Annotated in this window: 21 protein-coding genes; 18 read left to right on the plus strand and 3 right to left on the minus strand. The window is 39.6% G+C overall.

Translation table 11 applies throughout. The annotated features are described in order from the left end of the window. The first annotated feature begins 685 nt into the window (after positions 1 to 685). Positions 686 to 910 (plus strand): hypothetical protein, encoded by a 225-nt coding sequence (locus K1I67_RS08235; RefSeq protein ID WP_223339554.1) that lies wholly within the window; start codon positions 686 to 688, stop codon positions 908 to 910. 265 nt (positions 911 to 1,175) lie between these two features. Here K1I67_RS08235 and K1I67_RS08240 read toward each other — a convergent pair whose 3' ends face one another. Next, a complete protein-coding gene (locus K1I67_RS08240; RefSeq protein ID WP_070678972.1) occupies positions 1,176 to 1,787 on the minus strand; it encodes a Fic/DOC family protein in 612 nt (203 codons plus the stop codon). Then, a complete protein-coding gene (locus K1I67_RS08245; protein WP_000171300.1) occupies positions 1,780 to 1,968 on the minus strand; it encodes a hypothetical protein in 189 nt (62 codons plus the stop codon). The genes K1I67_RS08240 and K1I67_RS08245 overlap by 8 nt, the downstream gene beginning before the upstream one ends. A gap of 147 nt (positions 1,969 to 2,115) precedes the next feature. Here K1I67_RS08245 and K1I67_RS08250 point away from each other — a divergent pair, with 147 nt between their 5' ends. The 16 genes from K1I67_RS08250 (at position 2,116) to glmS (ending at position 21,112) form a co-directional block, all read left to right on the plus strand. Next, positions 2,116 to 2,616 (plus strand): hypothetical protein, encoded by a 501-nt coding sequence (locus K1I67_RS08250; RefSeq protein WP_048775675.1) that lies wholly within the window; start codon positions 2,116 to 2,118, stop codon positions 2,614 to 2,616. A gap of 558 nt (positions 2,617 to 3,174) precedes the next feature. Next, positions 3,175 to 3,762, plus strand: a complete 588-nt coding sequence (locus tag K1I67_RS08255) for a DUF6287 domain-containing protein (protein ID WP_223339555.1) — start codon at positions 3,175 to 3,177, stop codon at positions 3,760 to 3,762. 297 nt (positions 3,763 to 4,059) lie between these two features. Next, the gene (locus K1I67_RS08260) at positions 4,060 to 4,572 is read left to right on the plus strand and encodes a GNAT family N-acetyltransferase (protein WP_223339556.1); all 513 of its coding nucleotides are present in this window, start codon (positions 4,060 to 4,062) and stop codon (positions 4,570 to 4,572) included. A gap of 147 nt (positions 4,573 to 4,719) precedes the next feature. Next, on the plus strand, positions 4,720 to 5,406 hold the full coding sequence (locus tag K1I67_RS08265; RefSeq protein WP_223339557.1) for a helix-turn-helix domain-containing protein: 687 nt from the start codon (positions 4,720 to 4,722) through the stop codon (positions 5,404 to 5,406). A gap of 3 nt (positions 5,407 to 5,409) precedes the next feature. After that, positions 5,410 to 6,825, plus strand: coding sequence for a Y-family DNA polymerase (locus K1I67_RS08270; RefSeq protein WP_223339558.1), 1,416 nt, complete (start codon positions 5,410 to 5,412; stop codon positions 6,823 to 6,825). Further along, positions 6,822 to 7,184 carry a hypothetical protein gene (locus K1I67_RS08275; protein ID WP_223339559.1) on the plus strand — a complete coding sequence of 121 codons (363 nt, stop codon included), beginning with the start codon at positions 6,822 to 6,824 and terminating at the stop codon, positions 7,182 to 7,184. Before K1I67_RS08270 ends, K1I67_RS08275 begins: the two co-directional genes overlap by 4 nt. Further along, positions 7,177 to 7,455, plus strand: coding sequence for a DUF5960 family protein (locus K1I67_RS08280; protein ID WP_223339560.1), 279 nt, complete (start codon positions 7,177 to 7,179; stop codon positions 7,453 to 7,455). Before K1I67_RS08275 ends, K1I67_RS08280 begins: the two co-directional genes overlap by 8 nt. A 424-nt stretch (positions 7,456 to 7,879) precedes the next feature. After that, positions 7,880 to 8,725: a TPM domain-containing protein gene (locus K1I67_RS08285; RefSeq protein ID WP_075227253.1), complete on the plus strand. Its 846-nt coding sequence runs from the start codon at positions 7,880 to 7,882 to the stop codon at positions 8,723 to 8,725. Between the two features lie 38 nt (positions 8,726 to 8,763). Next, positions 8,764 to 9,357 (plus strand): LemA family protein, encoded by a 594-nt coding sequence (locus K1I67_RS08290; protein ID WP_223339561.1) that lies wholly within the window; start codon positions 8,764 to 8,766, stop codon positions 9,355 to 9,357. A gap of 672 nt (positions 9,358 to 10,029) precedes the next feature. Further along, entirely contained in the window at positions 10,030 to 12,543 is a 2,514-nt protein-coding gene (secA, locus tag K1I67_RS08300; RefSeq protein ID WP_223339563.1) for a preprotein translocase subunit SecA, read from the plus strand. An 81-nt stretch (positions 12,544 to 12,624) separates the two neighbouring features. Further along, positions 12,625 to 13,656 (plus strand): 3-deoxy-7-phosphoheptulonate synthase, encoded by a 1,032-nt coding sequence (locus K1I67_RS08305; protein WP_223339564.1) that lies wholly within the window; start codon positions 12,625 to 12,627, stop codon positions 13,654 to 13,656. Position 13,657: 1 nt separating this feature from the next. Next, a complete protein-coding gene (locus tag K1I67_RS08310) occupies positions 13,658 to 14,692 on the plus strand; it encodes a 3-deoxy-7-phosphoheptulonate synthase (protein WP_223339565.1) in 1,035 nt (344 codons plus the stop codon). A 41-nt stretch (positions 14,693 to 14,733) separates the two neighbouring features. Further along, positions 14,734 to 15,096 carry a holo-ACP synthase gene (gene acpS / locus K1I67_RS08315; protein WP_223339571.1) on the plus strand — a complete coding sequence of 121 codons (363 nt, stop codon included), beginning with the start codon at positions 14,734 to 14,736 and terminating at the stop codon, positions 15,094 to 15,096. Beyond that, the gene (gene alr / locus K1I67_RS08320) at positions 15,086 to 16,189 is read left to right on the plus strand and encodes an alanine racemase (protein WP_223339566.1); all 1,104 of its coding nucleotides are present in this window, start codon (positions 15,086 to 15,088) and stop codon (positions 16,187 to 16,189) included. The genes acpS and alr overlap by 11 nt, the downstream gene beginning before the upstream one ends. 24 nt (positions 16,190 to 16,213) lie before the next feature. Beyond that, on the plus strand, positions 16,214 to 18,229 hold the full coding sequence (gene recG, locus K1I67_RS08325; RefSeq protein ID WP_223339567.1) for an ATP-dependent DNA helicase RecG: 2,016 nt from the start codon (positions 16,214 to 16,216) through the stop codon (positions 18,227 to 18,229). A 1,074-nt stretch (positions 18,230 to 19,303) separates the two neighbouring features. Further along, the gene (glmS, locus tag K1I67_RS08330; protein WP_223339568.1) at positions 19,304 to 21,112 is read left to right on the plus strand and encodes a glutamine--fructose-6-phosphate transaminase (isomerizing); all 1,809 of its coding nucleotides are present in this window, start codon (positions 19,304 to 19,306) and stop codon (positions 21,110 to 21,112) included. Between the two features lie 558 nt (positions 21,113 to 21,670). On the opposite strand, the gene K1I67_RS08335 is transcribed toward glmS, so the two are convergent. After that, positions 21,671 to 23,155, minus strand: coding sequence for a DUF1846 domain-containing protein (locus K1I67_RS08335; RefSeq protein ID WP_223339569.1), 1,485 nt, complete (start codon positions 23,153 to 23,155; stop codon positions 21,671 to 21,673). 152 nt (positions 23,156 to 23,307) lie between these two features. On the opposite strand from K1I67_RS08335, the gene K1I67_RS08340 reads away from it, so the two are divergent. Continuing rightward, positions 23,308 to 24,918, plus strand: a complete 1,611-nt coding sequence (locus tag K1I67_RS08340) for a glycoside hydrolase family 13 protein (protein WP_223339570.1) — start codon at positions 23,308 to 23,310, stop codon at positions 24,916 to 24,918. Positions 24,919 to 25,065 lie beyond the last annotated feature (147 nt).

Raw genomic sequence — 25,065 nt, forward strand, 5'->3', positions numbered from 1 at the left:
CAGCTCAAACAGCTTGAAAGATACTCGCTTAATCAGAGGAACAACTTTGTTGCACTTGACTTGACAATTGGGGAATTTTTTTTAAAATGCTATTGACATCTCTTTTATTATCTATACATTTATTTTTTTTTAGTTAATGAAATACAAAACTGGTTCTTTCCTAACCCAGCTTAAACCTACTGTTTCCACGATAGCTACCTCCTTTCAAACATAAAAAACGTAGCTATATTAGTTACGTCTCTACTTAATCAATTATCTACATATTATTAGTATGCCATAAATTTTAAAATAAAAAAATCAGGATAAGATTTTTTTACGTTATTCACTTTTACCTAGTACTGTGTGTTTAGCGTGACTTACACATACGTTCCTGTCAACGCTAAACACACAGAAAAATCAGAATCGCAAAAAAACTGAGGGATGAGAGAAAGAGGTATAACTACAAAAAAAATTCAATAAGTGAAACAATATCTTTATCGTTTTTTCTTAATTTTTTTTTATAAATTGGGATTTGTGGCATACTATAACTGTAAAAACATTTTAGGAGGAAACAACTATGTTTCTAAAATATTATTCACTCATTAACTTTATTCTCTATAAAAATCGCAGAGAATTCGAAAACTCATTTGATTGCTACCCCAAAAAGACAGTGTATGAGTTCTATATTAGGGAGTCTACAGGAGGAATGAAAATTAGACAAAAAGAACATAATGCAATTCATGTTAGCCTAGCTTCTAATAAAGGAAGTTATATTACACTTTACTTAAGGAATTTTACGCCAGAGGATTTGGTGGCTGTGATGAATTCATTAATCAAGCAGAAGAAAGAACTTGGATATGAGCGGTTGATTTGCTTGTTATCTGAGCTCAAAAATGATGAACGCTTAAGTTTATTGATGAAGTTATCCTAAAATGAAATAAACACACTGGGACCAAACAAACTGCACCCTAAAAGTTAGACAGAAAAAATCTAACTTTTGGGGTGCAGTTCAGTTCCTCTTCTTTTAAATATCCGAATCATCATTTTTATTTCAAAAAAGATAGTGATTCGGTTGATTTTTATTGCAATATATTGAAATTTGAAATTTCAAGAATCGCATTAAATCAAGGTTTTTTCGTTTCTAATGAAACGTAACGACCTACTATTAAACTTCTCTAATTACCAAGTATTACAACCTATATTTCTTTTAATATTTTAGCAAATAATTCTTCTAACTTCTCTAAGTCTCCATAGACAGTTCCGTCCATATAAAGGTTGTAAACTTCGTCATCTTGTTCCACTCGAATTTGTGCAGAATAGCCTTTTGATAGTGCTAAGGAACGAATAACTTCTCGTTGAGTTCGTCCATTTCCTTCTCGAAAGGGATGGAAATAATTGAGATTATCAAGAATTTTTGCTAATTGTTTAATAATTTTATTTTTTGAATTAGCAGTTTGATAATAGGTATGAATAAGATGGTTGATATAGTCTTGGGCAGTATTGAAAGATTGTATTGGCATAAAGGGATTCCCGCTTTTTGAGATATTCACCTTGCGATATTGTCCCGCCCAAGAATAGACATCTTGAAATAAATATTTATGAATGGCTAAAATATCACTAATGGAGTAGACTTCTATGGTTTTCAAGCGCAAGTCTGCAAGCCTTCTAGTAACGAATAAATGCTCATTTCGGTAGGCTTCTTCAATATTTGTAACATTTTGTTTGTTGATTAAGACTGTGGAATTTGGATAGGTATATTGGTGATTAGGGTCAATGTACTTATAGCCTTCGTATTGATTTTTAACCAATATTCAATTCCTTTCGTCTATTGACAACATAAGTTTTTAAATCAATCACATCTTGAACAGTAGGTTCATAATTTTCAATCATTGATGATCCAATAGCATACCAGACGGTATCGAAATCTGAAAAATTATCAAAAGGAATCCCTAAAATTGTTAATTCTTCTTTATTTACATCAAGAGTCATGTCACATCTCCTTATATAATGTTACCTTTATTATACCATAAAATCTGTATTTTTACCTAAAGGGATAGAGACTATAAGATGTATTATGTTTAATGTAGATTTATGATAAAATGGTTTTATTATAAAAAGAAATAACAGAGGTATAGCATGGAGCCATATATTACAGAAGCTTTAGTAAAAGCAGGGATTGAATTGGGAACTCTAACATTTAAGGGAACAACAACACTAGTGAATAGTAAAATTCAATCATTAAAGGAAGAACGTAACGCCGATAAATTACGAAATACTTATGATGAAATTGTAAATGAGTTACTTTCGGAACGAGAACAGGCAATCAGAATTGCTCAGGCATATAAAGAAGAATATGAAAAAGTACATATTGATGATAAAGATATTGAGTATTTGCACAACACTTTAGAACGGGTTATTTCTCTTCTATCTTCATTTACTAATGTTGAAGATGGGAAAGAAGATTCAATGAAACAATTGGTTGCTCTACTTAATAAGGATACTTTAAAGACTATGCAACTATTAGGATTTAATTACAAGGAGGCAATAGGAGAACCTTTAACGGAGGTTTGCTCAAATGCTATAAGAAATACATTAGGAAGTCTATCATCTAAGAAAAACGTACGTAACAAAAAATAATTGAACCAATGGTGTGAACTTTTTGGTAAAATCTAGCTCAATTTGTGTATTTTTAGGGTAAAATTCACACCATTCAACTGAAATTGATTCAAATTAGATGAAATTCTGTTTTCTGTAAATGTGGGAAAACATTGATTTTAAGGGGATATTGAAACTTATTCAAATAAAAATGTTTCCAACCAGGTCTTAAGAAAGCTCGTAAAGCATCACAATTCTCAAAACGTTAATCAATACGATTATATCAACGTTTCGAAACACTTCATGGTTCACACCATGGGGTGTTTTTTTATACTTTCTTACTAAATTGGTGCAATTGACACAGTGGTTGCGACTTTAGTCGCTTACAAATGTGGCTGCAACCTGACAAAGTCAGTTGCCTCAAAACGTTAATCAATACGATACTATCAACGTTTACAGACATTCAAGAATTTACTCTTGGATGTCTTTTTTGTTTCAAAAAATCAAAGTTCACCCCAGTAGTCTTTGTCTTATACAATTTCTTCCTAGTATTAATTTGGTATGATATAATTAAGTAAGAATAATTTAAAGGAGTTATAAATGAAAATAGGAAAAGGCATCAACTGGCTGTTGATTTTATTATGTTCCTTAATCCCGGTAGTGCTGATAAGTTCTCTCTTCCTCTTTAATCATAAGAAGCAAGATGCAGAAGCAGTAAATGCTCCTACAACGGAACAGAGTTTTACTACTAGTAGTACGACAGCGACTAGTACAACAACTACAACAAGCACTAGTTTAACGACTACCCAAGATAGTAGTACGACTACGGAGGAAAAACCTTCTACACGAGAAGAGCAAACGAATGTTGAGCCACAAAAAATAGATGCGCAAGCCATTCTAAATGGAGATTTCTCTACTCTAGTTGGAACTTGGAGAAATGGACTTGGACAAGAGTTTACATTCGATAAAAATGGACTAGTAAACAGTGGGAACATTGAGAAAGTGAGCATGGGTAACCGTGGAACTATTGAATTCAGTGTTAGATCTGGTTTTACAGGGTATGGAATGAGTGTTTACCCTGCTGGACTTATTATAGATGGGTTAGATTCTGACTTAAGTAAAAACAGACTTACTGCTGGTCAAGCTGCTCCAACTAGCTCAGAACAAGTTTTTTATAAAGTAGACTAAATGATTAACCATCTCAGATTTGATGAGATGGTTTTCTTCTTTATTTGTAAGTCATTATCATTTTATGAAGATGAAGCAAGTAGGGTTTAAAAATAGCTTCCATAGGTGTTCCAGTCTGTTTAGCAAGATGTTGGAATTTATGAGGTCCTTGATGGATATTATTTTTCTTCATAGTATGTTGTGTTATAATGTAGATACGATATGAAAAAATTAAGATATCTCTTTAAATGCTGTAAATGTCACTTTGTGTGAACATGAGTACATTTGAATTTAGAGAATGATAGGAGATGCTTTACAATGATAAGTTTAGAGCTGATGTCTGAAGAAAATAGCATAGATATTTATTATTTTGAAAAAGAAAATCGGGAGTATTTTGAGCGAAGTTTACCTCCTAGACCAGCTCACTATTTTGACTTAGAAGGTTTTAAAGAAATTACAAGGGAATTGTTAAGGGAACAAGAGAATCATGATGTCTATATGCATCTTATTAGAGATGCACAAGGTACTATGGTCGGAAGAATCAATTTAAGTGTCTTAGAGGATGATCGAAAAACAGCAGAACTTGGGTATAGGATCGGAGAAAATGTTACCAATTTAGGTTATGCAAGTGAAGCGGTTAAACTCGTTTTAGAAAAGGCCTTTACTACTTATGGTTTACATAAGATTATCGCAGGGACGGCCACGGGCAATCTGGCCTCTCAGAGAGTGCTTTTAAAAAATGGTTTTACCTTTAGTAAAATCATAGAAAATGACTTTCAAATGAATAACGAGTGGATTCATACGGCGGTATTTGAGATAAGGAATCTATAGCATCATCATTACCAGTCGTTTGCCAAAACTCAATATTTCCAGTAGACATTTGTCTACTTTTTTTATATAATAAAACTAAACCAAAATGGTTGAGTTTTAAAATATGAAGTCAATCTACTATGAAAACACCACACTAGGAGGTAAATCATGTACCAACCAGAAAAACTTAAGGATCGGAGAAAAGCGCTAAAGCTAACACAGAAAGAGATTGCAGAGCAGCTTGGCATTAGTTTTCAGGCTTATTCAGCTTGGGAACGTGGAGTCAAGGAACCTTCCGAAGAAAAGGTTAGACAGCTAGAAGAGATTTTAAAAGTACCAAAAGGCTATTTTACCCAAATCGAAATTGTCCGTCTCTATAATAGCCTTTCCAATAAAGGAAAAGAAAAGGTGGTAGTCTATGCTCGCAACTTGGATCAAGAAGAACAAGCCAAGAAGGTGACTGCTATTTCAGAAAAACTCTACGAGTATCATGTCTATGAACGTATGTCGGCTGGTATCGGAGCTTCGGTTTATGATGATCGGAATTTTGATACGGTTTATTTCAATGAAGAACTGGCTCACGATTTTGCTTCCTGGGTGTCTGGGGACTCTATGGAACCCAAGTATCAAAATGGTTCTGTGGCTCTGATTCGAGAGACTGGATTTGATTATGACGGAGCTGTCTATGCAGTGGTTTGCAATAACCAGACCTATATCAAGCGGGTCTATCGAGAAGAAGATGGCTTGCGTCTGGTCTCCATCAATCCTAAATACAAGGATATTTTTATCTCTTATGAGGAAGATCCGCGGATTGTAGGTATTATCGTGGGTAATTTTGTACCGATGGAGGGATAGTCTATGGGCTACTTTGATTATTCCAGAGAGCCCAAAAGTGATATTGCCTTTGTTGATATGAAGTCCTTTTATGCCAGTGTTGAGTGTGTGGAAAGAGGACTCCATCCCCTTAAAACTTCCCTTTGTGTCATGAGTCGAGCGGATAATTCTGTTGGGCTTATTCTCGCCTCCTCTCCTATGTTTAAAAAAGTTTTTGGGAAAGCAAATGTAGGTCGCGCCTATGACCTCCCCTTTGATATCAAGACGCGTAAATTTTCCTACTATAATGCCAAAAAACAAGGCTTACGGACAGACCCAGCCTATGTGAGATTTATCGAAGATTGGGCTCGGGTGACCGTCATTGTCCCTCCTCGGATGGATAAGTATATTGCGGTCAATATGGAAATTCAGCGCATTTTCCAGAATTATGGGAGCCCAGATGATATTTATCCTTATTCAATTGATGAAGGCTTTATTGATCTAACCAGTTCGCTTAATTATTTTGTCCCAGACCAGCAGATTTCTCGCAAAGATAAGCTGGATATGCTTTCGGCTCGTATCCAGAGGGATATTTGGCGGCAGACAGGGATTTACTCGACGGTCGGCATGTCGAATGCCAATCCCCTGCTTGCTAAGTTGGCCTTGGATAATGAAGCCAAGCACACACCGACCATGCGAGCTAACTGGTCTTATCAGGATGTGGAAGATAAGGTCTGGTCCATTCCAAAGATGACCGACTTTTGGGGGATTGGGCATCGGATGGAGAAGCGCTTGAATAGCTTGGAAATCTATTCAATTAAGGAGTTAGCCAATAGTAATCCTGATGTCCTGAAGAAAGAACTTGGTCAAGCTGGACTGCGCCTATGGTTTCATGCCAATGGGATAGATGAGAGTAATGTTCATAAACCCTATAAGCCAAAATCTCATGGCTTGGGCAATTCGCAAATTTTACCGAGAGACTATGTCAAGCAGCGAGATATCGAAATTATACTCCGAGAGATGGCGGAGCAGGTGGCTATCAGGCTTCGAAGAGCTAGTAAAAAGGCGACAGTGGTATCTATTCATCTTGGTTTTTCTAAGCAGGAACAAAAACGTTCCATCCATACCCAGATGAAGATTGAGCCAACCAACAGCACTAGTCTTTTGGTCAGCTACGTGCTGAAATTATTCCATAGCAAATACACTTCTGGGGCTGTCAGGAGTGTTGCCGTTAGTTATTCAGGATTTGTGGATGAATCCTTTGCGTTGATTTCCCTTTTTGATGAGGTTGACAACCTAGAAAAAGAAGAAAGGCTCCAGACTGCCATTGATTCGATTAGAGAGCAATTCGGCTTTACTTCTCTCTTGAAGGCGACTGCTTTAGAGGACGCATCGAGAAGTATTGCCAGAAGTAAGCTGATCGGAGGGCACTCTGCTGGAGGATTAGATGGACTAAAATGATTGATCGTTCTTATTTGCCCTTTCAATCCGCGAGGGATTATCAGGATCCGGGCATGCAGAAGTGGATGGGCTTTTTTCTATCGGAGCATACCAGTTCACTCAGTGCAGAAAAAAATCGTGTGGATTTATCAACAGATTTGAATCCAGTCGAGAAGTTGTTGCTGCTTTCCCAGCTCTACGTTGGACGACTAAAAGGCTCTTTTATGGTCAAGGAGAAAAATCATAAAAGCACGATATTGGGTGAACTAAGAGAATTATCTCCTCAAGAAGTCTCTGTTAAAACGAATGAGGGCTATAGACTGCTAAGAGTAGATGATATTCTCACAATCCAACTTTGTCAGGAGGAAGTTGATGACTAGAAAAGAGTTATATGAAAACAAATTGCAGATGGACTATTTCTCAGATGACTATATTCGTTTCGAGGAAGATTTTCAAAAATACTCTGCCATGAATGTGCCTCTGACTTTTCTGATTGACGACATTCTACGCACCATGGCCATTAACCAAAAGGACTACTTTGTCTTAAACAAGGAAAATGCCAAAGATGGCAGAGATCATTATTATTATTTTGAGATAGATGATCACGTAGGATGTAGAAAATTTCACTATAAAAAGCATGTGAATAGATAATTTAGATACTAGGATAGATGAAACATATATTTGTAGTGAGAGATTTTATACTAAAAAGGAAAAAATACTAGGCCGAAATTCATAAAATTAGTTTATGCTGCTGAAATCTTAGCTAAGGACTTAGTGTATGTTAAATTTGGTGCTGATTTAATTGAGCAGAATGATGTAAGGAAAGAACAATCAAATGAAATGAAGGTAGATGAGCGTTAAAAATATTGGCAGTAGATTTTTAGTTTCTTTAATGTAAAAGCTGGGCTTGAATGAAAGAATCATTTTAAAATGCAGCTTAGAGAGTCCGATTTGTCATCAAAACAACATCATTTTCTTGATTCTTGTCATAGATTTGTAATGAAAATGTACTTTCTTTGTAAAAATCAAAATGCTATAATTCTCTAAACAATTTTCCTTGAACAGGGAGGTTATTATGAAAAAATATAGATTGTTGAAGAATCCTTTCTTGGTGCGTATCCTTGGATTGCTGATGGTATTTCTCTTCCTATCAGCATTCACCGCACCTGAAAAACCAGACTATGGTATCTACGATCCAAATCACTATTTGACAGAGGATACTATCACACAAATTCGTGATTTGAATGAAGCCAATAGTAAAATGGCAGAAAAGCTTCAAGTGGGTGTCTATATCGTAGATAGTCTTGAAGGAGAAAGCATTGAAACGGTCGCTAATGAGACGGCTAGAGCCTGGAAGGTAGGTTATTCAGGAGATAATTTTGGAAGTTTGATTGTGGTGGCTGTTCAAGATCGTAAATCAAGAATTGAAACCAGTAATAATACCGCAATTAGAATAACGGACTACCAAACCAAGCAATTGTTGGCAGCCAGTCGTACAGATTTTAAAAATGGAGACTATAGTAAGGGAATTCTAGCGATTGCCAAAGGTTTGGATAATCAGTTTTATAAGGGAACTGGAACCTTTTCATCTGATGGCTACTCCTCTGATATCAAACGTTATTCTGAAAGTATCAGTGGCAAAAAATCTAATCGAGATAGAAGTGGTTCATCAAGTCGCCGTCAAAACAGTGAACCTATGGACAATATATTTGGAGTCGGGATAATCATTTATTTCATCGTCATGTTTATTGCCATTATCAGAGGAGGTGGAAGTTCTCGTAACGATGACTCGTCTAGTGGTGGCTGGTGGATCAGTGACTCATCCGATTCGGACTCGTCTTGGTCAGACTCAGGTTCAGATTCTTCTGGTGGCTGGGACGGCGGAGGCTTTGATGGTGGAGGTTCATCCGATGATTGGTAATGTCAGTATAAAATTTAAAGAAATGAGTAGGTTTAGATATGAAAAATAAAGGAATCATTTATGTATTGAGCATTTTGCTAGCAATTATCTTGCTAGGAGGCTGCTCGGTCGTAGGTACTTATAATGGTCTTGTCTCCGAACAGACCAAGGTAGAACAAGCTCAAGCAAATGTAGCGACAGCCCTTCAACGTCGTTCAGACTTGATTGGAAATCTGGTAGAGTCTGTAAAGGGACAAATGAACCATGAGACAGAAGTCTTTACCCAGATTGCAGAAGCACGTGCAAAAATTGGGAATGGCTCTGTTACTTCAAAGGAAAACCAAGAGGCTCAAGGTGAGTTGAGTTCAGCTATTTCACGCCTGCTTGTGTTGACGGAGAACTATCCTGAGCTTAAGAGCAATCAAAATGTGGAACAACTCATGACGGAGTTGGCTGGAAGCGAAAATCGTATCTTTGTAGCCCGCAAGGATTACAACCAGGCAGCAACTAACTACAATCAAAAAATAAGAAGCTTCCCAACTGTTCTCTTTGCTAATATGATGAACTTTAAAGAAGCAGAAACCTTCAAAGAAAGCGAAGAAGCCAAGACAGCTCCAAAGGTTGACTTTAGTACTTCTACATCAAAACAGTAGACTGGCCGTTTATTTCTAAGAATTGCAAGATCTGGAAACCACTTTCCAGATTTTTTGCTATAATAAAAGAAGGAAAGCGTTGGAGAGGTAAGGAGATGGAAAAACTATTAAAATTCTTGATTTTGGCACCCTACTTTTACTTTTTTCGTTGGCAAGGGAAGGTACAGCCAGGAAGTAAGTACTTTTCTGTCTTTTACTATTTTTATTGGCTTTATTTACCTCTAATGGCTTTGTTTAGTCTAGCCTTTACTTTTTTTTCGCTAGTCTTATTTAACTTTATTTTACAAGAACCAAGGGATCTTGCTAGATGGATGATATGGCTACTTTTAGTCTTTTTATCCTTAGTCAATGACTGGAAAATCTATGCTTGTCTAAAATTTATGAATAAGCTACGATTGGAAAAGAAGAAATCCAGTCTTCCTTGAAAGAAATAGGCAAGCTTTTACCTAATAGAAAATGATGGCAATTTTTTCATGGATAAACTAGCTAGAAGCATTAATGAAGAAAAATGAAGAAAACTAGCCTCGGAATAGGAATTTTAAGGGAACTAATCTCGATGATTAGCCCTTTTTTGCCCTAAGGGAAAACGGAATATTTCTTGAAAAAATTGGGCAAATATGCTACAATAAAAAGAACATTCTAAAATATTCAGAATTTAAAGTAAGGAAAAAAATGGCAAATTTACTAAAAACAATTATCGAAAATGATAAGGGAGAACTTCGTCGTCTTGAAAAGATGGCAGATAAAGTCATAAAATATGAAGATGAGATGGCTGCATTGACCGACGAGCAGCTACAAGCAAAAACAGTAGAGTTTAAACAACGCTATCAAAATGGTGAAACGCTTGATCAGTTGTTGTATGAAGCATTTGCTGTTGTCCGTGAAGGTGCTAAGCGTGTTCTCGGTCTTTTCCCGTATAAAGTTCAGGTTATGGGAGGGATTGTTCTTCACCATGGTGACGTTCCAGAGATGCGTACTGGTGAAGGTAAAACCTTGACTGCGACTATGCCAGTTTACCTCAATGCACTTTCAGGTAAAGGGGTACACGTTGTTACGGTCAACGAATATCTATCTGAACGTGACGCGACTGAGATGGGTGAGCTCTATTCATGGCTTGGTTTATCGGTAGGGATTAACTTGGCAGCTAAGTCTCCGATGGAGAAAAAAGAAGCTTACCTTTGTGATATTACCTACTCAACTAACTCTGAGATTGGATTTGACTATCTTCGTGATAACATGGTTGTTCGTGCAGAAACTATGGTTCAACGTCCACTTAACTATGCCTTGGTCGATGAGGTTGACTCTATCTTGATTGACGAAGCTAGAACGCCTTTGATTGTGTCAGGAGCAAATGCTGTTGAGACTAGCCAGCTTTATCATATGGCAGACCAATATGTTAAATCACTAGATAAAGATGATTACATCATTGATATCCAGTCTAAAACAATTGGCCTATCTGATTCAGGAATTGACAAGGCTGAAAGTTACTTCAACCTAAGCAACCTATATGATATTGAAAACGTGGCTCTTACTCACTTTATCGACAATGCTCTTCGTGCCAACTACATCATGACCTTGGACATTGACTATGTGGTTAGTGAAGATCAGGAAATCTTAATTGTCGATCAGTTTACAGGTCGGACTATGGAAGGGCGTCGCTACTCAGACGGATTGCACCAAGCGATTGAAGCCAAAGAAGGTGTGCCAATCCAAGATGAAACCAAGACTTCAGCTTCTATTACCTACCAAAACCTTTTCCGTATGTACAAGAAATTGTCAGGGATGACAGGTACTGGTAAGACAGAGGAAGAGGAGTTCCGCGAAATCTATAATATTCGTGTTATTCCAATCCCGACAAACCGTCCAGTTCAACGTATCGACCATTCGGATTTACTTTTTGCTAGTCTTGAAGCTAAATTTAAGGCTGTTGTCGAAGATGTAAAAGCTCGCTACCAAAAGGGTCAACCAGTCTTGGTAGGTACTGTTGCTGTTGAAACCAGTGATTATATTTCTAAAAAATTGGTAGCTGCAGGAGTTCCTCACGAAGTATTGAATGCCAAGAACCACTACAAAGAAGCTCAAATCATTATGAATGCTGGCCAACGTGGTGCAGTTACAATCGCGACCAACATGGCCGGTCGTGGTACTGATATTAAGCTTGGTGAAGGTGTTCGTGAACTTGGTGGACTTTGTGTCATTGGTACAGAACGCCATGAAAGTCGTCGTATCGATAACCAGCTTCGTGGACGTTCAGGACGTCAAGGAGACCCAGGGGAGTCACAATTCTACCTTTCTCTTGAAGATGATTTGATGAAACGTTTCGGTTCAGAGCGCTTGAAGGGTGTCTTTGAACGTCTCAATATGTCAGACGAAGCGATCAAATCTCGTATGTTGACACGTCAAGTAGAAGCAGCACAAAAACGCGTTGAAGGAAACAACTACGACACACGTAAACAAGTCCTTCAATACGATGATGTCATGCGTGAGCAACGTGAGATTATCTACTCACAACGTTACGATGTCATCACTGCTGATCGCGACTTGGCTCCTGAGATTCATGCAATGATTAAACGCACTATTAATCGTGTTGTTGATAATCATGCGCGTGCCAAACAGGATGAAAAACTAGAAGCTATCTTGAATTTTGCAAGATACAACTTGCTTCCAGAAGATTCACTTGCACTTTCAGATCTAGAAGGTTTATCAGACAAAGCAATCAAAGATGAACTTTATCAACGTGCATTGAAAGTCTACGATAGCCAAGTTGCTAAGCTTCGTGATGAGGAAGCTGTCAAAGAATTCCAAAAAGTTTTGATCTTACGTGTTGTAGACAACAAGTGGACAGACCATATCGATGCTCTTGATCAGTTGCGTAATGCTGTTGGCCTTCGTGGCTATGCACAAAATAACCCTGTTGTTGAGTATCAAGCAGAAGGCTTCCGTATGTTTAATGATATGATTGGTTCTATTGAGTTTGATGTGACTCGTTTGATGATGAAAGCACAAATTCATGAGCAAGAGCGTCCACAAGCAGAGCGTCATATCAGTACGACAGCAACTCGTAATATCGCTGCGCAACAGACTGAGCTTCCTGCAGATTTGGATCTTAGCCAAGTTAAGCGTAACGACTTGTGCCCATGTGGTTCTGGTAAGAAATTTAAAAACTGTCACGGTAAACGACATTAAGAATGACTAATTTTCAGGCGGATGCCTAGTGAAAAGTGAATTTTCGCTTGGCGTCCGTTTGCTTTATAAGGAGGATGAATCATGGTATTTACAGCCAAAAGCCCTAAAATTAATATTGAAGAAGTTCGTAGTTTGTCTAAATTAGAAGGACAAGCACTTGCCAATAAACAACAACGTGATCAAGAACTTGAAGCTATTATTCGTGGTGAGGATCAACGCATTTTGTTAGTGATTGGTCCGTGTTCGTCTGACAATGAAGAAGCAGTTCTTGAGTATGCTAAGCGTTTGGCAAAACTGCAAGAAGAAGTAAAAGACCGTGTCTTTATGGTCATGCGCGTCTACACTGCTAAACCACGTACTAATGGTGATGGCTATAAGGGCTTGATTCACCAACCAAATGCCAAAGAAGCGCCTAGTCTCATCAATGGTATCAAGGCAGTTCGCCATTTGCACTATCGTGTCATTTCTGAAACAGGAATGACGACAGCGGATGAGATGTTGTACCCAGAAAACCTTCCTTTGGTAGATGACTTGATTTCTTATATGGCAGTTGGAGCTCGTTCAGTTGAAGACCAACAACACCGTTTTGTAGCTAGTGGAGCAGATTTTGCGACAGGTTTTAAAAATCCAACTTCTGGAAATCTCAATGTGATGTTCAACGGGATTTATGCAGCGCAAAATAAGCAGAGTTTTCTTTTCTTAGGAAAAGAAGTAGAAACTACTGGAAATCCTCTATCCCATGCCATTCTCCGTGGTGCCCTCAATGAATACGGGAAAAATATCCCTAACTATTACTATGATAATTTGATGGATACGATTTCCCAGTATGAAAAAATGGGCCTTGAAAATCCATTTATCATCATCGATACCAACCATGATAACTCAGGCAAGCAGTATATGGATCAGATTCGCATCGTTCGCCAGACCTTGATTAACCGCGACTGGAATGAAAAGATTAAAAAATATGTCCGTGGTTTCATGATCGAGTCTTATCTAGAAGACGGTCGTCAAAATGAGCCAGAGGTCTTTGGAAAATCTATCACTGATCCATGTCTAGGATGGGAAAATACTGAGGCTCTTGTTCGCGAAATCTACCAAAGACTAGGAGAGTAATATGGCGTTTATTGAAAAAGGTCAAGAAATCGATATTGAAGCAATTAAGGCTGAAACGCAATTATCTGCAGAAGCCTTGCAACATAAGGAAAGCCGAGACCAAGAACTGGCTGATATTCTATCTGGTAAGGATGACCGTATCCTTTTAGTCATTGGTCCTTGTTCATCTGATAATGAAGAAGCAGTGCTTGAATATGCTCGCCGTTTAGCAGACTTGCAGAAGAAAGTTGCGGATAAGATTTTCATGGTCATGCGTGTTTACACAGCCAAGCCACGTACCAATGGAGATGGCTACAAGGGTTTGGTTCATCAGCCAGATACTTCTAAAGCACCAAGTTTGATTAATGGTTTGCAGGCTGTTCGTCAGCTTCATTATCGTGTTATTACAGAAACTGGATTTACTACAGCAGATGAAATGCTTTATCCATCCAATCTAGTCTTGGTTGACGACTTGGTGAGCTACCATGCCGTAGGTGCACGTTCAGTAGAAGATCAGGAACATCGTTTTGTAGCTTCAGGGATTGATGCACCAGTGGGTATGAAAAATCCAACCTCTGGAAATCTGTCTGTTATGTTTAATGCCATCTATGCTGCACAAAACAAGCAAACATTTCTTTACCATGGACAAGAAGTTGAAACTTCAGGGAATCCCCTAGCTCACGTTATCCTTCGTGGAGCTATGAATGAATATGGGAAGAATGAACCAAACTTCTACTATGAAACTCTCTTAAATGCTATCGGGCGTTACGAGTCTATGGGGCTTGAAAATCCCTTTATCATGATTGATACTAACCATGATAATTCAGGGAAACAATATATGGAGCAAGTTCGAATTGTTCGTCAAGCTCTTCTCAATCGTGACTGGAATGAAAAGATTAAGAAAACAGTTCGAGGTTTCATGATTGAATCCTACTTGGCAGATGGTCGCCAAAACCAACCAGAAATCTTTGGTTGCTCTATTACAGATCCATGTCTAGGATGGGAAAATACAGTAGCCCTGGTAGAAGAAATCTATACTACCTTAACAAATAAGTGAAAAGGATGGAGTTGGGGGTATCTCAACTCCTTTTGACGAAAATGATAGTTGGACACGGAATTGATATCGAAGCATTAGCTTCTATACAAAATGCAGTTGAAAAAAGAGAAGGATTTGCACGGCGTGTCTTGACCGACAAGGAAATGGAGCGTTTTGCCAGTCTCAAAGGTCGTAGACAAATCGAGTATTTGGCTGGGCGTTGGTCAGCTAAAGAAGCCTTCTCCAAGGCTCTAGGGACAGGGATTGGTAAGTTGGGCTTTCAGGATTTGGAAGTTTTGAACAATGAAAGAGGGGCTCCCTACTTCAGCAAATCCCCGTTTTTAGGAAAAGTTTGGTTATCAATTAGCCATACAGATCAGTTTGTGACAGCTAGTGTTATTTTGGAGGAAGAATATGAAAACTAGTCCACATAGACCAACCAAGGCCCTCATCGACCTGGGTGCTATTCGATACAATATCCAACAAATGGGAGAGCACATTCCTAAAGATACTCTTAAATGGGCGGTTGTGAAAGCCAATGCCTACGGACACGGAGCGGTAGCTGTTGCTATAGCTATCCAGGATGATGTCGATGGTTTTTGCGTTTCTAATATCGATGAAGCCCTCGAACTCCGTCAAGCAGGAATTTCTAAGAAAATTCTTATTTTGGGAGTATCTGAGGTTGAATCTCTTTCATTGGCTAAGGACTTTGATATTACCTTGACAGTGGCTGGATTGGAATGGATTGAGAATCTCCTTGCTACTGATTCAGATTTATCAGGTTTAACCGTTCACCTTAAAATTGACTCAGGTATGGGGCGAATTGGTTTTAGAAGTGCAAGCGAGGCAGCACAAGCTCAAACTTTACTCAAGGAATATGGAGCAAATATTGAGGGAATCTTTACCCATTTTGCGACTGCAGATGAAGAATCAGATAGCTACTTTAATCAACAGTTAGAATGCTTTAAGGGAATCCTAGCTGACTTGCAAGAAGTACCAGAACTAGTCCATGCGAGTAACTCAGCAACGACTCTATGGCATGCAGAAACGATTTTCAATGCGGTTCGCATGGGAGATTCTATGTATGGGCTCAATCCAAGCGGACAAGTTTTAGAATTGCCTTATGAACTAAAACCAGCCTTGACCTTAGAAACAGCCATCGTTCATGTCAAAACAGTAGATGCTGGGGCTTGTATGGGCTACGGAGCGACCTATCAGGCAGACAGTGAACAAGTCATTGCAACGGTACCGATAGGTTATGCTGATGGTTGGACACGAGATATGCAGAATTTCTCAGTTCTGGTGGATGGACAATTGTGCCCTATCGTAGGGCGGGTATCCATGGACCAAATCACGGTTCGTTTACCTAAGCTGTATCCATTAGGTACCAAGGTAACCTTGATTGGCTCAAACGGTGACAAGGAGATTACTGCAACAGATGTAGCAGTTTACCGAGGAACCATCAATTATGAGGTAGTTTGCCTCCTCAGTGATCGAATTCCGAGAGAATATCATTAAGAAACAGAAGGAAAGGAGAAGAGCATGAATTTACATCAACCCTTGCATGTCTTGCCTGGCGTGGGACCAAAGTCAGCAGAGAAATATGCCAAACTAGGAATCGAAAACCTGCAAGATCTCTTGCTCTACTTTCCTTTCCGTTATGAAGATTTTAAGACCAAGCAGGTGCTAGAACTAGAAGATGGTGAAAAGGCTGTCCTATCTGGTCAGGTAGTAACTCCAGCTAGTGTTCAGTATTATGGTTTTAAGCGCAATCGTCTACGCTTTAGCCTCAAGCAGGGAGAGGTTGTGTTTGCAGTTAACTTCTTTAACCAACCCTACCTGGCTGACAAGATTGAGCTAGGAGCGACTCTAGCCGTTTTTGGAAAGTGGGATCGCGCCAAGGCTAGCCTCACAGGCATGAAGGTTTTAGCTCAAGTCGAGGATGACCTCCAACCTGTTTATCGATTGGCTCAAGGAATCAGCCAAGCCAGCTTGATCAAAGTCATCAAGACCGCCTTTGACCAGGGGCTGGATCTCTTGATAGAGGAAAATCTCCCCCAGTCCTTGCTAGATAAATACAAACTCATGTCCCGTTGCCAGGCCGTTCGCGCTATGCATTTCCCCAAGGATTTGGCAGAATACAAACAGGCCCTTCGTCGCATCAAGTTTGAGGAACTCTTCTATTTCCAAATGCAATTACAGACCCTCAAGTCTGAAAATAAGGTTCATGGAAGTGGTCTGGTCCTGAATTGGTCTCAGGAAAAACTAACGGCAGTAAAAGAAAAGTTACCTTTTGCATTGACCCAAGCCCAAGGAAAGAGTCTGCAAGAAATCCTAACAGATATGAAGTCGGACCATCACATGAATCGACTCTTACAAGGGGATGTCGGTAGTGGGAAAACAGTTGTTGCAGGCCTAGCCATGTATGCTGCCGTAACAGCTGGTTACCAGGCTGCCCTCATGGTTCCGACAGAAATCCTTGCAGAGCAACATTTTGAAAGCCTAGAGAGCCTCTTTCCGGATTTGAGATTAGCTCTCCTAACAGGTTCCCTGAAAGCTGCAGAAAAACGCAAGGTCTTGGAAATCATTGCCAAGGGCCAAGCCGATGTGATTATCGGAACCCATGCTCTAATACAGGATGGGGTAGACTATGCTCAACTCGGTTTGATTATCATTGATGAGCAACACCGCTTTGGTGTGGGACAAAGGCGTATTTTACGGGAAAAAGGAGAAAATCCAGATGTCCTTATGATGACGGCTACGCCTATTCCACGGACCTTAGCTATCACAGCCTTTGGCGATATGGATGTTTCTATTATTGATCAGATGCCAGCAGGACGGAAACCAATCGTAACTCGCTGGATCAAGCATGAGCAATTACCACAGGTCCTGACTTGGTTGGAAGGAGAAATTCAGAAAGGTTCACAAGCCTATGTTATTTCTCCCTTGATTGAAGAATCCGAAGCTCTGGACCTTAAAAATGCTATTGCTTTATCGGAAGAATTGACTGTTCATTTTTCTGGCAAAGCAAAAGTTGCTCTCTTACACGGTAAGATGAAGAGTGATGAAAAAGACCAGATTATGCAGGAGTTCAAAGATAGAAAGACTGATATTCTGGTTTCTACGACGGTTATAGAGGTTGGGGTCAATGTTCCTAATGCGACAGTTATGATTATCATGGATGCTGATCGTTTCGGGCTTAGTCAGCTCCATCAGCTTCGAGGTCGTGTCGGTCGTGGAGATAAGCAGTCCTATGCTGTACTCGTTGCTAATCCCAAGACTGACTCTGGAAAGGACCGCATGCGCATCATGACGGAAACGACTAATGGTTTTGTCCTTGCAGAAGAAGATTTGAAAATGCGCGGTTCTGGTGAGATTTTTGGAACCAGACAGTCAGGTCTACCAGAATTTCAGGTGGCTGATATCATCGAGGACTTCCCAATACTTGAGGAGGCTCGTAAGGTAGCTAGCTATATCAGCTCACTGCCTAACTGGCGAGAGGATCCAGAGTGGCACATGATTGCCTTGAATCTAGAAAAGAAAGAACATTTAGATTAAGTTTTCTCTAAGAAAATCTTAAGTTTGCTTTTAGGGTTATTGTCTATACTAGAGTCATCAAAAAGAAACGAGGACTCTCACATGACAATGACAATTAAAGTAAATTACCAAAAAACATTTCAACAGGAACAAGCACCTTCTCCTAGATACTAAGTAAAAGAGCGATAGCGCTCTTTTTTGTATGGAATCTCTAAGCTAATACTCAATGAAAATCAAAGAGCAAACTAGGAAGCGAGCCGCAGGTTGCTCAAAACACCGTTTTGAGGTTGAGGATAGAACTGACGAAGTCAGTAACACATATACGGCAAGACGAAGCTGACGTGGTTTGAATTTGATTTTTGAAGAGTATAAAGTGCTTGGATAAATAATGGTATGGATAGGATTCACTGAATTCATACCCTTCGAAAATCACTTTAAATCATGTCAGCATCTTCTTGTTGAATGATTGTTAGTTCAATCTGGCAATTTAAAAGTAGTACTTTGAGCAACCTGTGATTAGTTTGCCAACTAGTTATTTGATTTTCCTTAATTATCAGAAATTACTTTTAGCTTTTTCTAAGGAAAGTATAAGCTATGTTTTAGAAAGGGATTTTATACTAGAGTCATCAAAAAGAAACGAGGACTCTCATATGACAATGAAGATTAAAGTAAATTATCAAAAAACATTTCAAGAAGTAGTAGAAGCAGAAAAGCTTGCTACAAAATAGTAGTCATTAGGGGCGCTAGAGCCCTTTTTAAATACTTGATTTATACTCAATGAAAATCAAAGAGCAAACTAGGAAGCGAGCCGCAGGTTGCTCAAAACACCGTTTTGAGGTTGTGGATAGAACTGACGAAGTCAGTGACACATATACGGCAAGACGACGTTGACGCGGTTTGAAGAGATTTTCGAGGAGTATTAGGTGAAATATGATAGATTTTCAGTGTATAGAATCGGTGGAATCAGACTATACCAATTTTTATTCTTGACAAGTAAAAAAAACAATTATATACTGTTTTTGCTGATTCTATAAAGAAAGAATTAGACTATACCAATTTAAGGAGAAAGCACAGTTTGTCTGTGTCGTATATACTATGTGTGGAATTGTTGGTGTTGTTGGAAACACAAATGCAACTGATATTTTGATTCAAGGACTTGAAAAACTCGAATACCGTGGTTATGATTCTGCAGGGATTTTTGTCCTAGGTGGTGCTGAAAGCCATTTAGTCAAGGCAGTTGGTCGTATTGCGGAATTGTCTGCTAAAACTGCTGGTGTTGAGGGGACAACTGGTATCGGGCATACTCGTTGGGCTACTCACGGAAAACCAACAGAAGACAATGCTCACCCACATCGCTCTGAGACAGGACGTTTTGTCTTGGTGCACAATGGGGTGATCGAAAACTATCTTGAAATTAAGGAAGAATACCTTGCAGGACACAACTTCAAGGGACAAACGGATACAGAAATCGCTGTTCACTTGATTGGAAAATTTGCCGAGGAAGACGGTCTCTCAGTTCTTGAAGCCTTTAAAAAAGCTCTTCACATCATCCGTGGTTCATATGCCTTTGCCTTGATTGACTCTGAAAATCCAGATGTCATCTACGTAGCGAAGAACAAATCACCACTCTTAATTGGTCTTGGAGATGGTTACAACATGGTCTGCTCAGACGCCATGGCTATGATTCGTGAAACCAACCAATACATGGAAATCCATGACCAAGAGTTGGTCATCGTCAAGGCTGATAGCGTCGAAGTGCAAGATTATGGTGGTAACATCCATGAACGTGCTAGCTATACTGCAGAACTTGACTTGTCAGATATTGGTAAGGGAACATATCCTTACTACATGCTCAAGGAAATCGATGAGCAACCAACGGTGATGCGTAAGCTGATCCAAGCCTACACAGATGAGGCTGGTCAAGTAGTAGTAGACCCAGCTATTATCAAGGCTGTTCAAGACGCGGACCGTATCTACATCCTTGCAGCTGGAACATCTTACCACGCGGGATTTGCTTCTAAGAAGATGTTGGAAGAATTGACGGATACACCAGTGGAACTTGGTATCTCCTCTGAGTGGGGCTACGGCATGCCACTTCTCAGCAAGAAACCACTTTTCATCTTTATCAGTCAGTCTGGTGAAACAGCTGATAGCCGTCAGGTTTTGGTTAAGGCCAATGAAATGGGAATCCCAAGCCTGACTGTGACAAACGTGCCGGGTTCAACCCTTTCACGTGAAGCCAACCATACCATGCTTCTTCATGCAGGTCCTGAAATTGCCGTGGCATCAACTAAAGCCTATACAGCACAAATCGCAGCCCTTGCCTTCCTTGCAAAAGCAGTCGGAGAAGTAAATGGAAATGCCAAAGCGCAAGCTTTTGACCTGGTTCACGAGTTGTCTATCGTGGCTCAGTCTATCGAATCAACTCTTTCAGAGAAAGAAATAATTGATGCTAAAGTTCGTGAGCTTCTTGAAACAACACGTAATGCCTTTTACATCGGACGTGGTCAAGATTACTATGTAGCCATGGAAGCCAGTCTCAAACTCAAAGAGATTTCTTACATCCAATGTGAAGGCTTTGCGGCCGGAGAACTCAAACACGGAACTATTGCTTTGATCGAGGATGGAACACCTGTTTTGGCCCTCTTGTCAGATCCAGTTCTAGCTAACCACACTCGTGGAAATATCCAAGAAGTGGCAGCGCGTGGCGCTAAGGTTCTCACCATCGCAGAAGAAAATGTTGCCAAAGATACAGATGATATTGTTCTTACGACCGTACACCCTTACCTCTCACCAATCTCAATGGTCGTACCAACTCAATTGGTCGCTTACTTTGCAACCCTACACCGTGGACTTGATGTAGATAAACCACGTAACCTTGCTAAGTCAGTTACAGTAGAATAAACTAAAAAATTAAATCATAACAAAAGGTGAACTAGATAGTTTTCTGAAAATCAGAATTCTGTCTGGCTCACTTTTTATGTATATTTAATGAAAATCACGGACCAAACTAGGTCTCTTATGTAATTAACTACAAACATCGTTTTGGGGTTGTAGATATGAGTGAGTTAGTCAGTCCTAAAGAACTGATATAGGATTATGGATAAAACTGACCAAGACAATGGTAAGCTGATGTTACCCTAGTTTCTATTGGTACTCAATGAAAATCAAAGAGCAAACTAGGAAACTAGCCGCAGGCTGCTCAAAGCACTGCTTTGAGGTTGCAGATAAGAGTGACGAAGTCAGTCTCATTGCACTGCTTTGAGGTTGCGGATAAGAGTGACGAAGTCAGTAACCATACACACGGCAAGGCGACGTTGACGCGGTTTGAAGAGATTTTCGAAGAGTATAAAATTGGAATTCTTTTTGAAAGATATGGTTGTGAAAGACTTGCAAGCTATAAAAAAACCTCTAAGAGCTGGACGATAAGGATCCAATTCTTAGAGGGATAATTGCCGTAATTTACTTGCGGTACAAACGATCGTATTGGTAGTAAGGATCAAAGGTTACGTTGATTCCTAGTTTACGAAGAACGTTTTTATCTTCATCTGTCAGGATAATTGTAGAGTGCGCTTCGCTTCCCTTGAGATTTCCCAGCTCCTTCATGGCGCGGTCAGCATCAGGGTTTTCCATGGCTGTAATGGCAAGAGCGATGAGGATTTCATTTGAATGAAGTCGAGGGTTGCGACTGCCCAAGTGATTGATTTTCAAACCTTGGATTGGTTTCACCACTTCTGGCTCTATCAACTTAGTCTCTTTGTCAATGTTGGCTGACATCTTGATGGCGTTGATCAATGCAGCGGCTGTTGGGCCAAAGAGTTCAGAGTTCTTACCGGTAACGATTTCACCAGACGGTAACTCAAGAGCGAGAGCTGGACCACCGGTTTCTTCTGCTTTTTGACGTGCGGCAACAGCAACCTTACGATCAGCTGGTGTGATGCCAAGGTCGTTCATGAGCAGTTGGATCTTTTTAACGGCAGTTTCACCGACTTTTTCAGCCTTGAAATCAAGCACTGTTTGGTAGTAGCGACGGATGATTTCTTGTTTGGATGCTTCAATCGCTGCATCGTTGTCGACAATGGCAAAACCAACCATGTTAACACCCATATCAGTCGGAGATGCATAAGGAGATTTACCTAGGATACGTTCAAGCATGCGCTTGAGAACTGGAAAAATTTCGATATCACGGTTGTAGTTGACGGTTGTTTCTCCGTATGTTTGGAGATGGAATGGGTCAATCATGTTGACATCATCTAAGTCTGCTGTAGCAGCTTCATAAGCTAAGTTGACTGGATGATGTAGCGGGAGATTCCAAACTGGGAAGGTTTCAAATTTAGCATAACCAGACTTAATGCCATTGATTTGGTCGTGGTACATATTTGACATACAAGTTGCCAACTTACCTGAACCAGGCCCAGGAGCTGTTACGACGATCAAGTTGCGACTAGTTTTGATGTAGTCGTTTTTCCCCATACCTTCAGGAGATATGATGTGGTCCATATCTGTCGGATACCCCTTGATAGGGTAGTGAAGATAAGAGTCAATGCCATTTTTCTCTAATTGATTACGGAAGGCATCTGCTGCAGGTTGACCAGCGTATTGCGTAATAACAACTGAACCAACAAAAATACCGAGTTCATTGAATTTATCAATCAGACGAAGAACTTCTTGGTCGTAGGAAATGCCCAAGTCGCCACGAGCTTTTGAGTGCTCGATATTGCTAGCGTTGATGGCAATCACAACCTCGACCTGTTCCTTCAACTCTTGCAAGAGCTTGATTTTGTTGTCTGGTTCATAACCAGGAAGAACACGAGCAGCGTGGAAGTCTTCCAACATCTTGCCGCCAAACTCCAAATAGAGTTTGCCGTCAAATTGGTTGATGCGCTCCAAGATATGGTCGCGTTGTAGATTCAAATATTGTTCAGAACTAAAAGCTTGTTTTTTCATTTTTTTACCTCTGAGCTCTATTATATAAAAAAAATGGAAGATAAGAAACCGCGGAGGTTCGAAATAAGGAAAAAGATCAAAGCAAACGCTTGCATAAAATTATGAAAAGCGTTATCATAGACCATAGATTATTAAAATAATGAGGTAAAAAGATGCAAGAAAAATGGTGGCATAATGCAGTTGTCTATCAAGTATATCCCAAGAGTTTTATGGACAGCAATGGTGATGGGATTGGTGATCTGCCTGGGATTACCAGTAAGCTAGACTATCTAGCTAAGTTAGGGATTACAGCAATATGGCTTTCTCCAGTTTATGATAGTCCTATGGATGACAATGGTTATGATATTGCCAATTATCAAGATATTGCTGCTATCTTTGGAACCATGGAAGATATGGATGAACTTATTGCTGAGGCTAAAAAGCGAGATATTCGAATCATCATGGATCTGGTTGTCAATCATACATCCGATGAGCATGCTTGGTTTATCGAAGCTTGTGAAAATCCTAATAGCCCTGAGCGAGACTACTATATCTGGTGGAATGAACCTAACGAATTAGAGTCAATTTTCAGTGGTTCTGCTTGGCAATACGACGAGAAATCTGGTCAATACTATCTTCACTTTTTTAGTAAGAAGCAGCCAGACCTCAACTGGGAAAATGAAGAACTACGCCGAAAAATTTATGAAATGATGAACTTTTGGATTGATAAAGGAATCGGTGGTTTCCGTATGGATGTCATTGACATGATTGGGAAGATTCCTGACCAGAAGGTTGTCAACAATGGTCCTATGCTCCATCCCTATCTCAAGGAAATGAATCAGGCGACCTTTGGCGATAAAGATTTATTGACAGTAGGGGAGACTTGGGGAGCAACACCAGAGATAGCTAAACTCTATTCAGATCCTAAAGGACAAGAACTGTCCATGGTCTTCCAGTTTGAACATATCTGTCTTCAATATCAGGAAGGGCAACCTAAGTGGCAGTACCAAAAAGAATTAAATGTTGGGAAGTTAAAAGAGATTTTCAACAAATGGCAGACAGAATTAGGAGTTGAAGATGGATGGAATTCCCTTTTTTGGAACAACCATGACCTTCCTCGTATCGTCTCTATCTGGGGAAATGATCAAGAGTATCGCGAAAAATCTGCCAAAGCATATGCAATCTTACTTCATCTCATGAGAGGGACTCCTTATATCTATCAGGGGGAAGAGATTGGGATGACCAATTTCCCATTTGAAACGCTGGATCAAGTAGAAGATATTGAATCCCTTAACTATGCGCGTGAGGCTCTTGAAAAAGGTGTTCCAATGGAAGTAATCATGGACAGTATCCGTGTCATTGGACGTGACAATGCCCGTACCCCAATGCAGTGGAATGAGATGAAAAATGCTGGTTTTTCAGACGGTCAACCTTGGCTAGCTGTTAATCCAAACTATACAAAGACAAATGTAAAAGAAGCTTTAGCAAATCCAGATTCTATCTTCTATACCTATCAAAAATTGGTAAAAATCCGTAAGGAAAATAGTTGGTTGGTGAGGGCTGATTTTGAACTCCTTGAAACAGCTGAAAAAGTATTTGCTTATATCCGTAAAGATGGAGACCGTCGTTTCCTAGTTGTGGCCAATTTGTCCAATCAGAATCAAGAGTTTGTAGTAGAAGAGTCACTTAAATCTATCTTAATTGAAAACACATCAGTAGAAGAAGTTTTGACTACACAGACCTTGGAACCATGGGATGCCTTCTGTATCGAATTAGCCAAATAAACCTAAAAGAGAGAGTGGGACAGAAATCGGTAATTCGTTAGAATTCGATTTCGTCGTCCCACCTCCGCATAGTTGAGTAGGGCTGTAAAAGCTGATGAAATCAGCGTAGTAGAGCCCACTCAACCACTGCGTCTTGCTCGACAATCC

The sequence above is a fragment of the Streptococcus infantis genome, from assembly GCF_019929575.1.
Classification (GTDB): Bacteria; Bacillota; Bacilli; order Lactobacillales; family Streptococcaceae; genus Streptococcus; species Streptococcus infantis_L.

Coding starts and splice junctions, on each gene's coding strand:
- K1I67_RS08235 (WP_223339554.1), top strand. CDS start 686: ATGAAAATTAGACAAAAAGAACATAATGCAATTCATGTTAGCCTAGCT.
- K1I67_RS08245 (WP_000171300.1), bottom strand. CDS start 1,968: ATGACTCTTGATGTAAATAAAGAAGAATTAACAATTTTAGGGATTCCT.
- K1I67_RS08250 (WP_048775675.1), top strand. CDS start 2,116: ATGGAGCCATATATTACAGAAGCTTTAGTAAAAGCAGGGATTGAATTG.
- K1I67_RS08255 (WP_223339555.1), top strand. CDS start 3,175: ATGAAAATAGGAAAAGGCATCAACTGGCTGTTGATTTTATTATGTTCC.
- K1I67_RS08260 (WP_223339556.1), top strand. CDS start 4,060: ATGATAAGTTTAGAGCTGATGTCTGAAGAAAATAGCATAGATATTTAT.
- K1I67_RS08265 (WP_223339557.1), top strand. CDS start 4,720: ATGTACCAACCAGAAAAACTTAAGGATCGGAGAAAAGCGCTAAAGCTA.
- K1I67_RS08270 (WP_223339558.1), top strand. CDS start 5,410: ATGGGCTACTTTGATTATTCCAGAGAGCCCAAAAGTGATATTGCCTTT.
- K1I67_RS08275 (WP_223339559.1), top strand. CDS start 6,822: ATGATTGATCGTTCTTATTTGCCCTTTCAATCCGCGAGGGATTATCAG.
- K1I67_RS08280 (WP_223339560.1), top strand. CDS start 7,177: ATGACTAGAAAAGAGTTATATGAAAACAAATTGCAGATGGACTATTTC.
- K1I67_RS08285 (WP_075227253.1), top strand. CDS start 7,880: ATGAAAAAATATAGATTGTTGAAGAATCCTTTCTTGGTGCGTATCCTT.
- K1I67_RS08290 (WP_223339561.1), top strand. CDS start 8,764: ATGAAAAATAAAGGAATCATTTATGTATTGAGCATTTTGCTAGCAATT.
- secA (WP_223339563.1), top strand. CDS start 10,030: ATGGCAAATTTACTAAAAACAATTATCGAAAATGATAAGGGAGAACTT.
- K1I67_RS08305 (WP_223339564.1), top strand. CDS start 12,625: ATGGTATTTACAGCCAAAAGCCCTAAAATTAATATTGAAGAAGTTCGT.
- K1I67_RS08310 (WP_223339565.1), top strand. CDS start 13,658: ATGGCGTTTATTGAAAAAGGTCAAGAAATCGATATTGAAGCAATTAAG.
- acpS (WP_223339571.1), top strand. CDS start 14,734: ATGATAGTTGGACACGGAATTGATATCGAAGCATTAGCTTCTATACAA.
- alr (WP_223339566.1), top strand. CDS start 15,086: ATGAAAACTAGTCCACATAGACCAACCAAGGCCCTCATCGACCTGGGT.
- recG (WP_223339567.1), top strand. CDS start 16,214: ATGAATTTACATCAACCCTTGCATGTCTTGCCTGGCGTGGGACCAAAG.
- glmS (WP_223339568.1), top strand. CDS start 19,304: ATGTGTGGAATTGTTGGTGTTGTTGGAAACACAAATGCAACTGATATT.
- K1I67_RS08335 (WP_223339569.1), bottom strand. CDS start 23,155: ATGAAAAAACAAGCTTTTAGTTCTGAACAATATTTGAATCTACAACGC.
- K1I67_RS08340 (WP_223339570.1), top strand. CDS start 23,308: ATGCAAGAAAAATGGTGGCATAATGCAGTTGTCTATCAAGTATATCCC.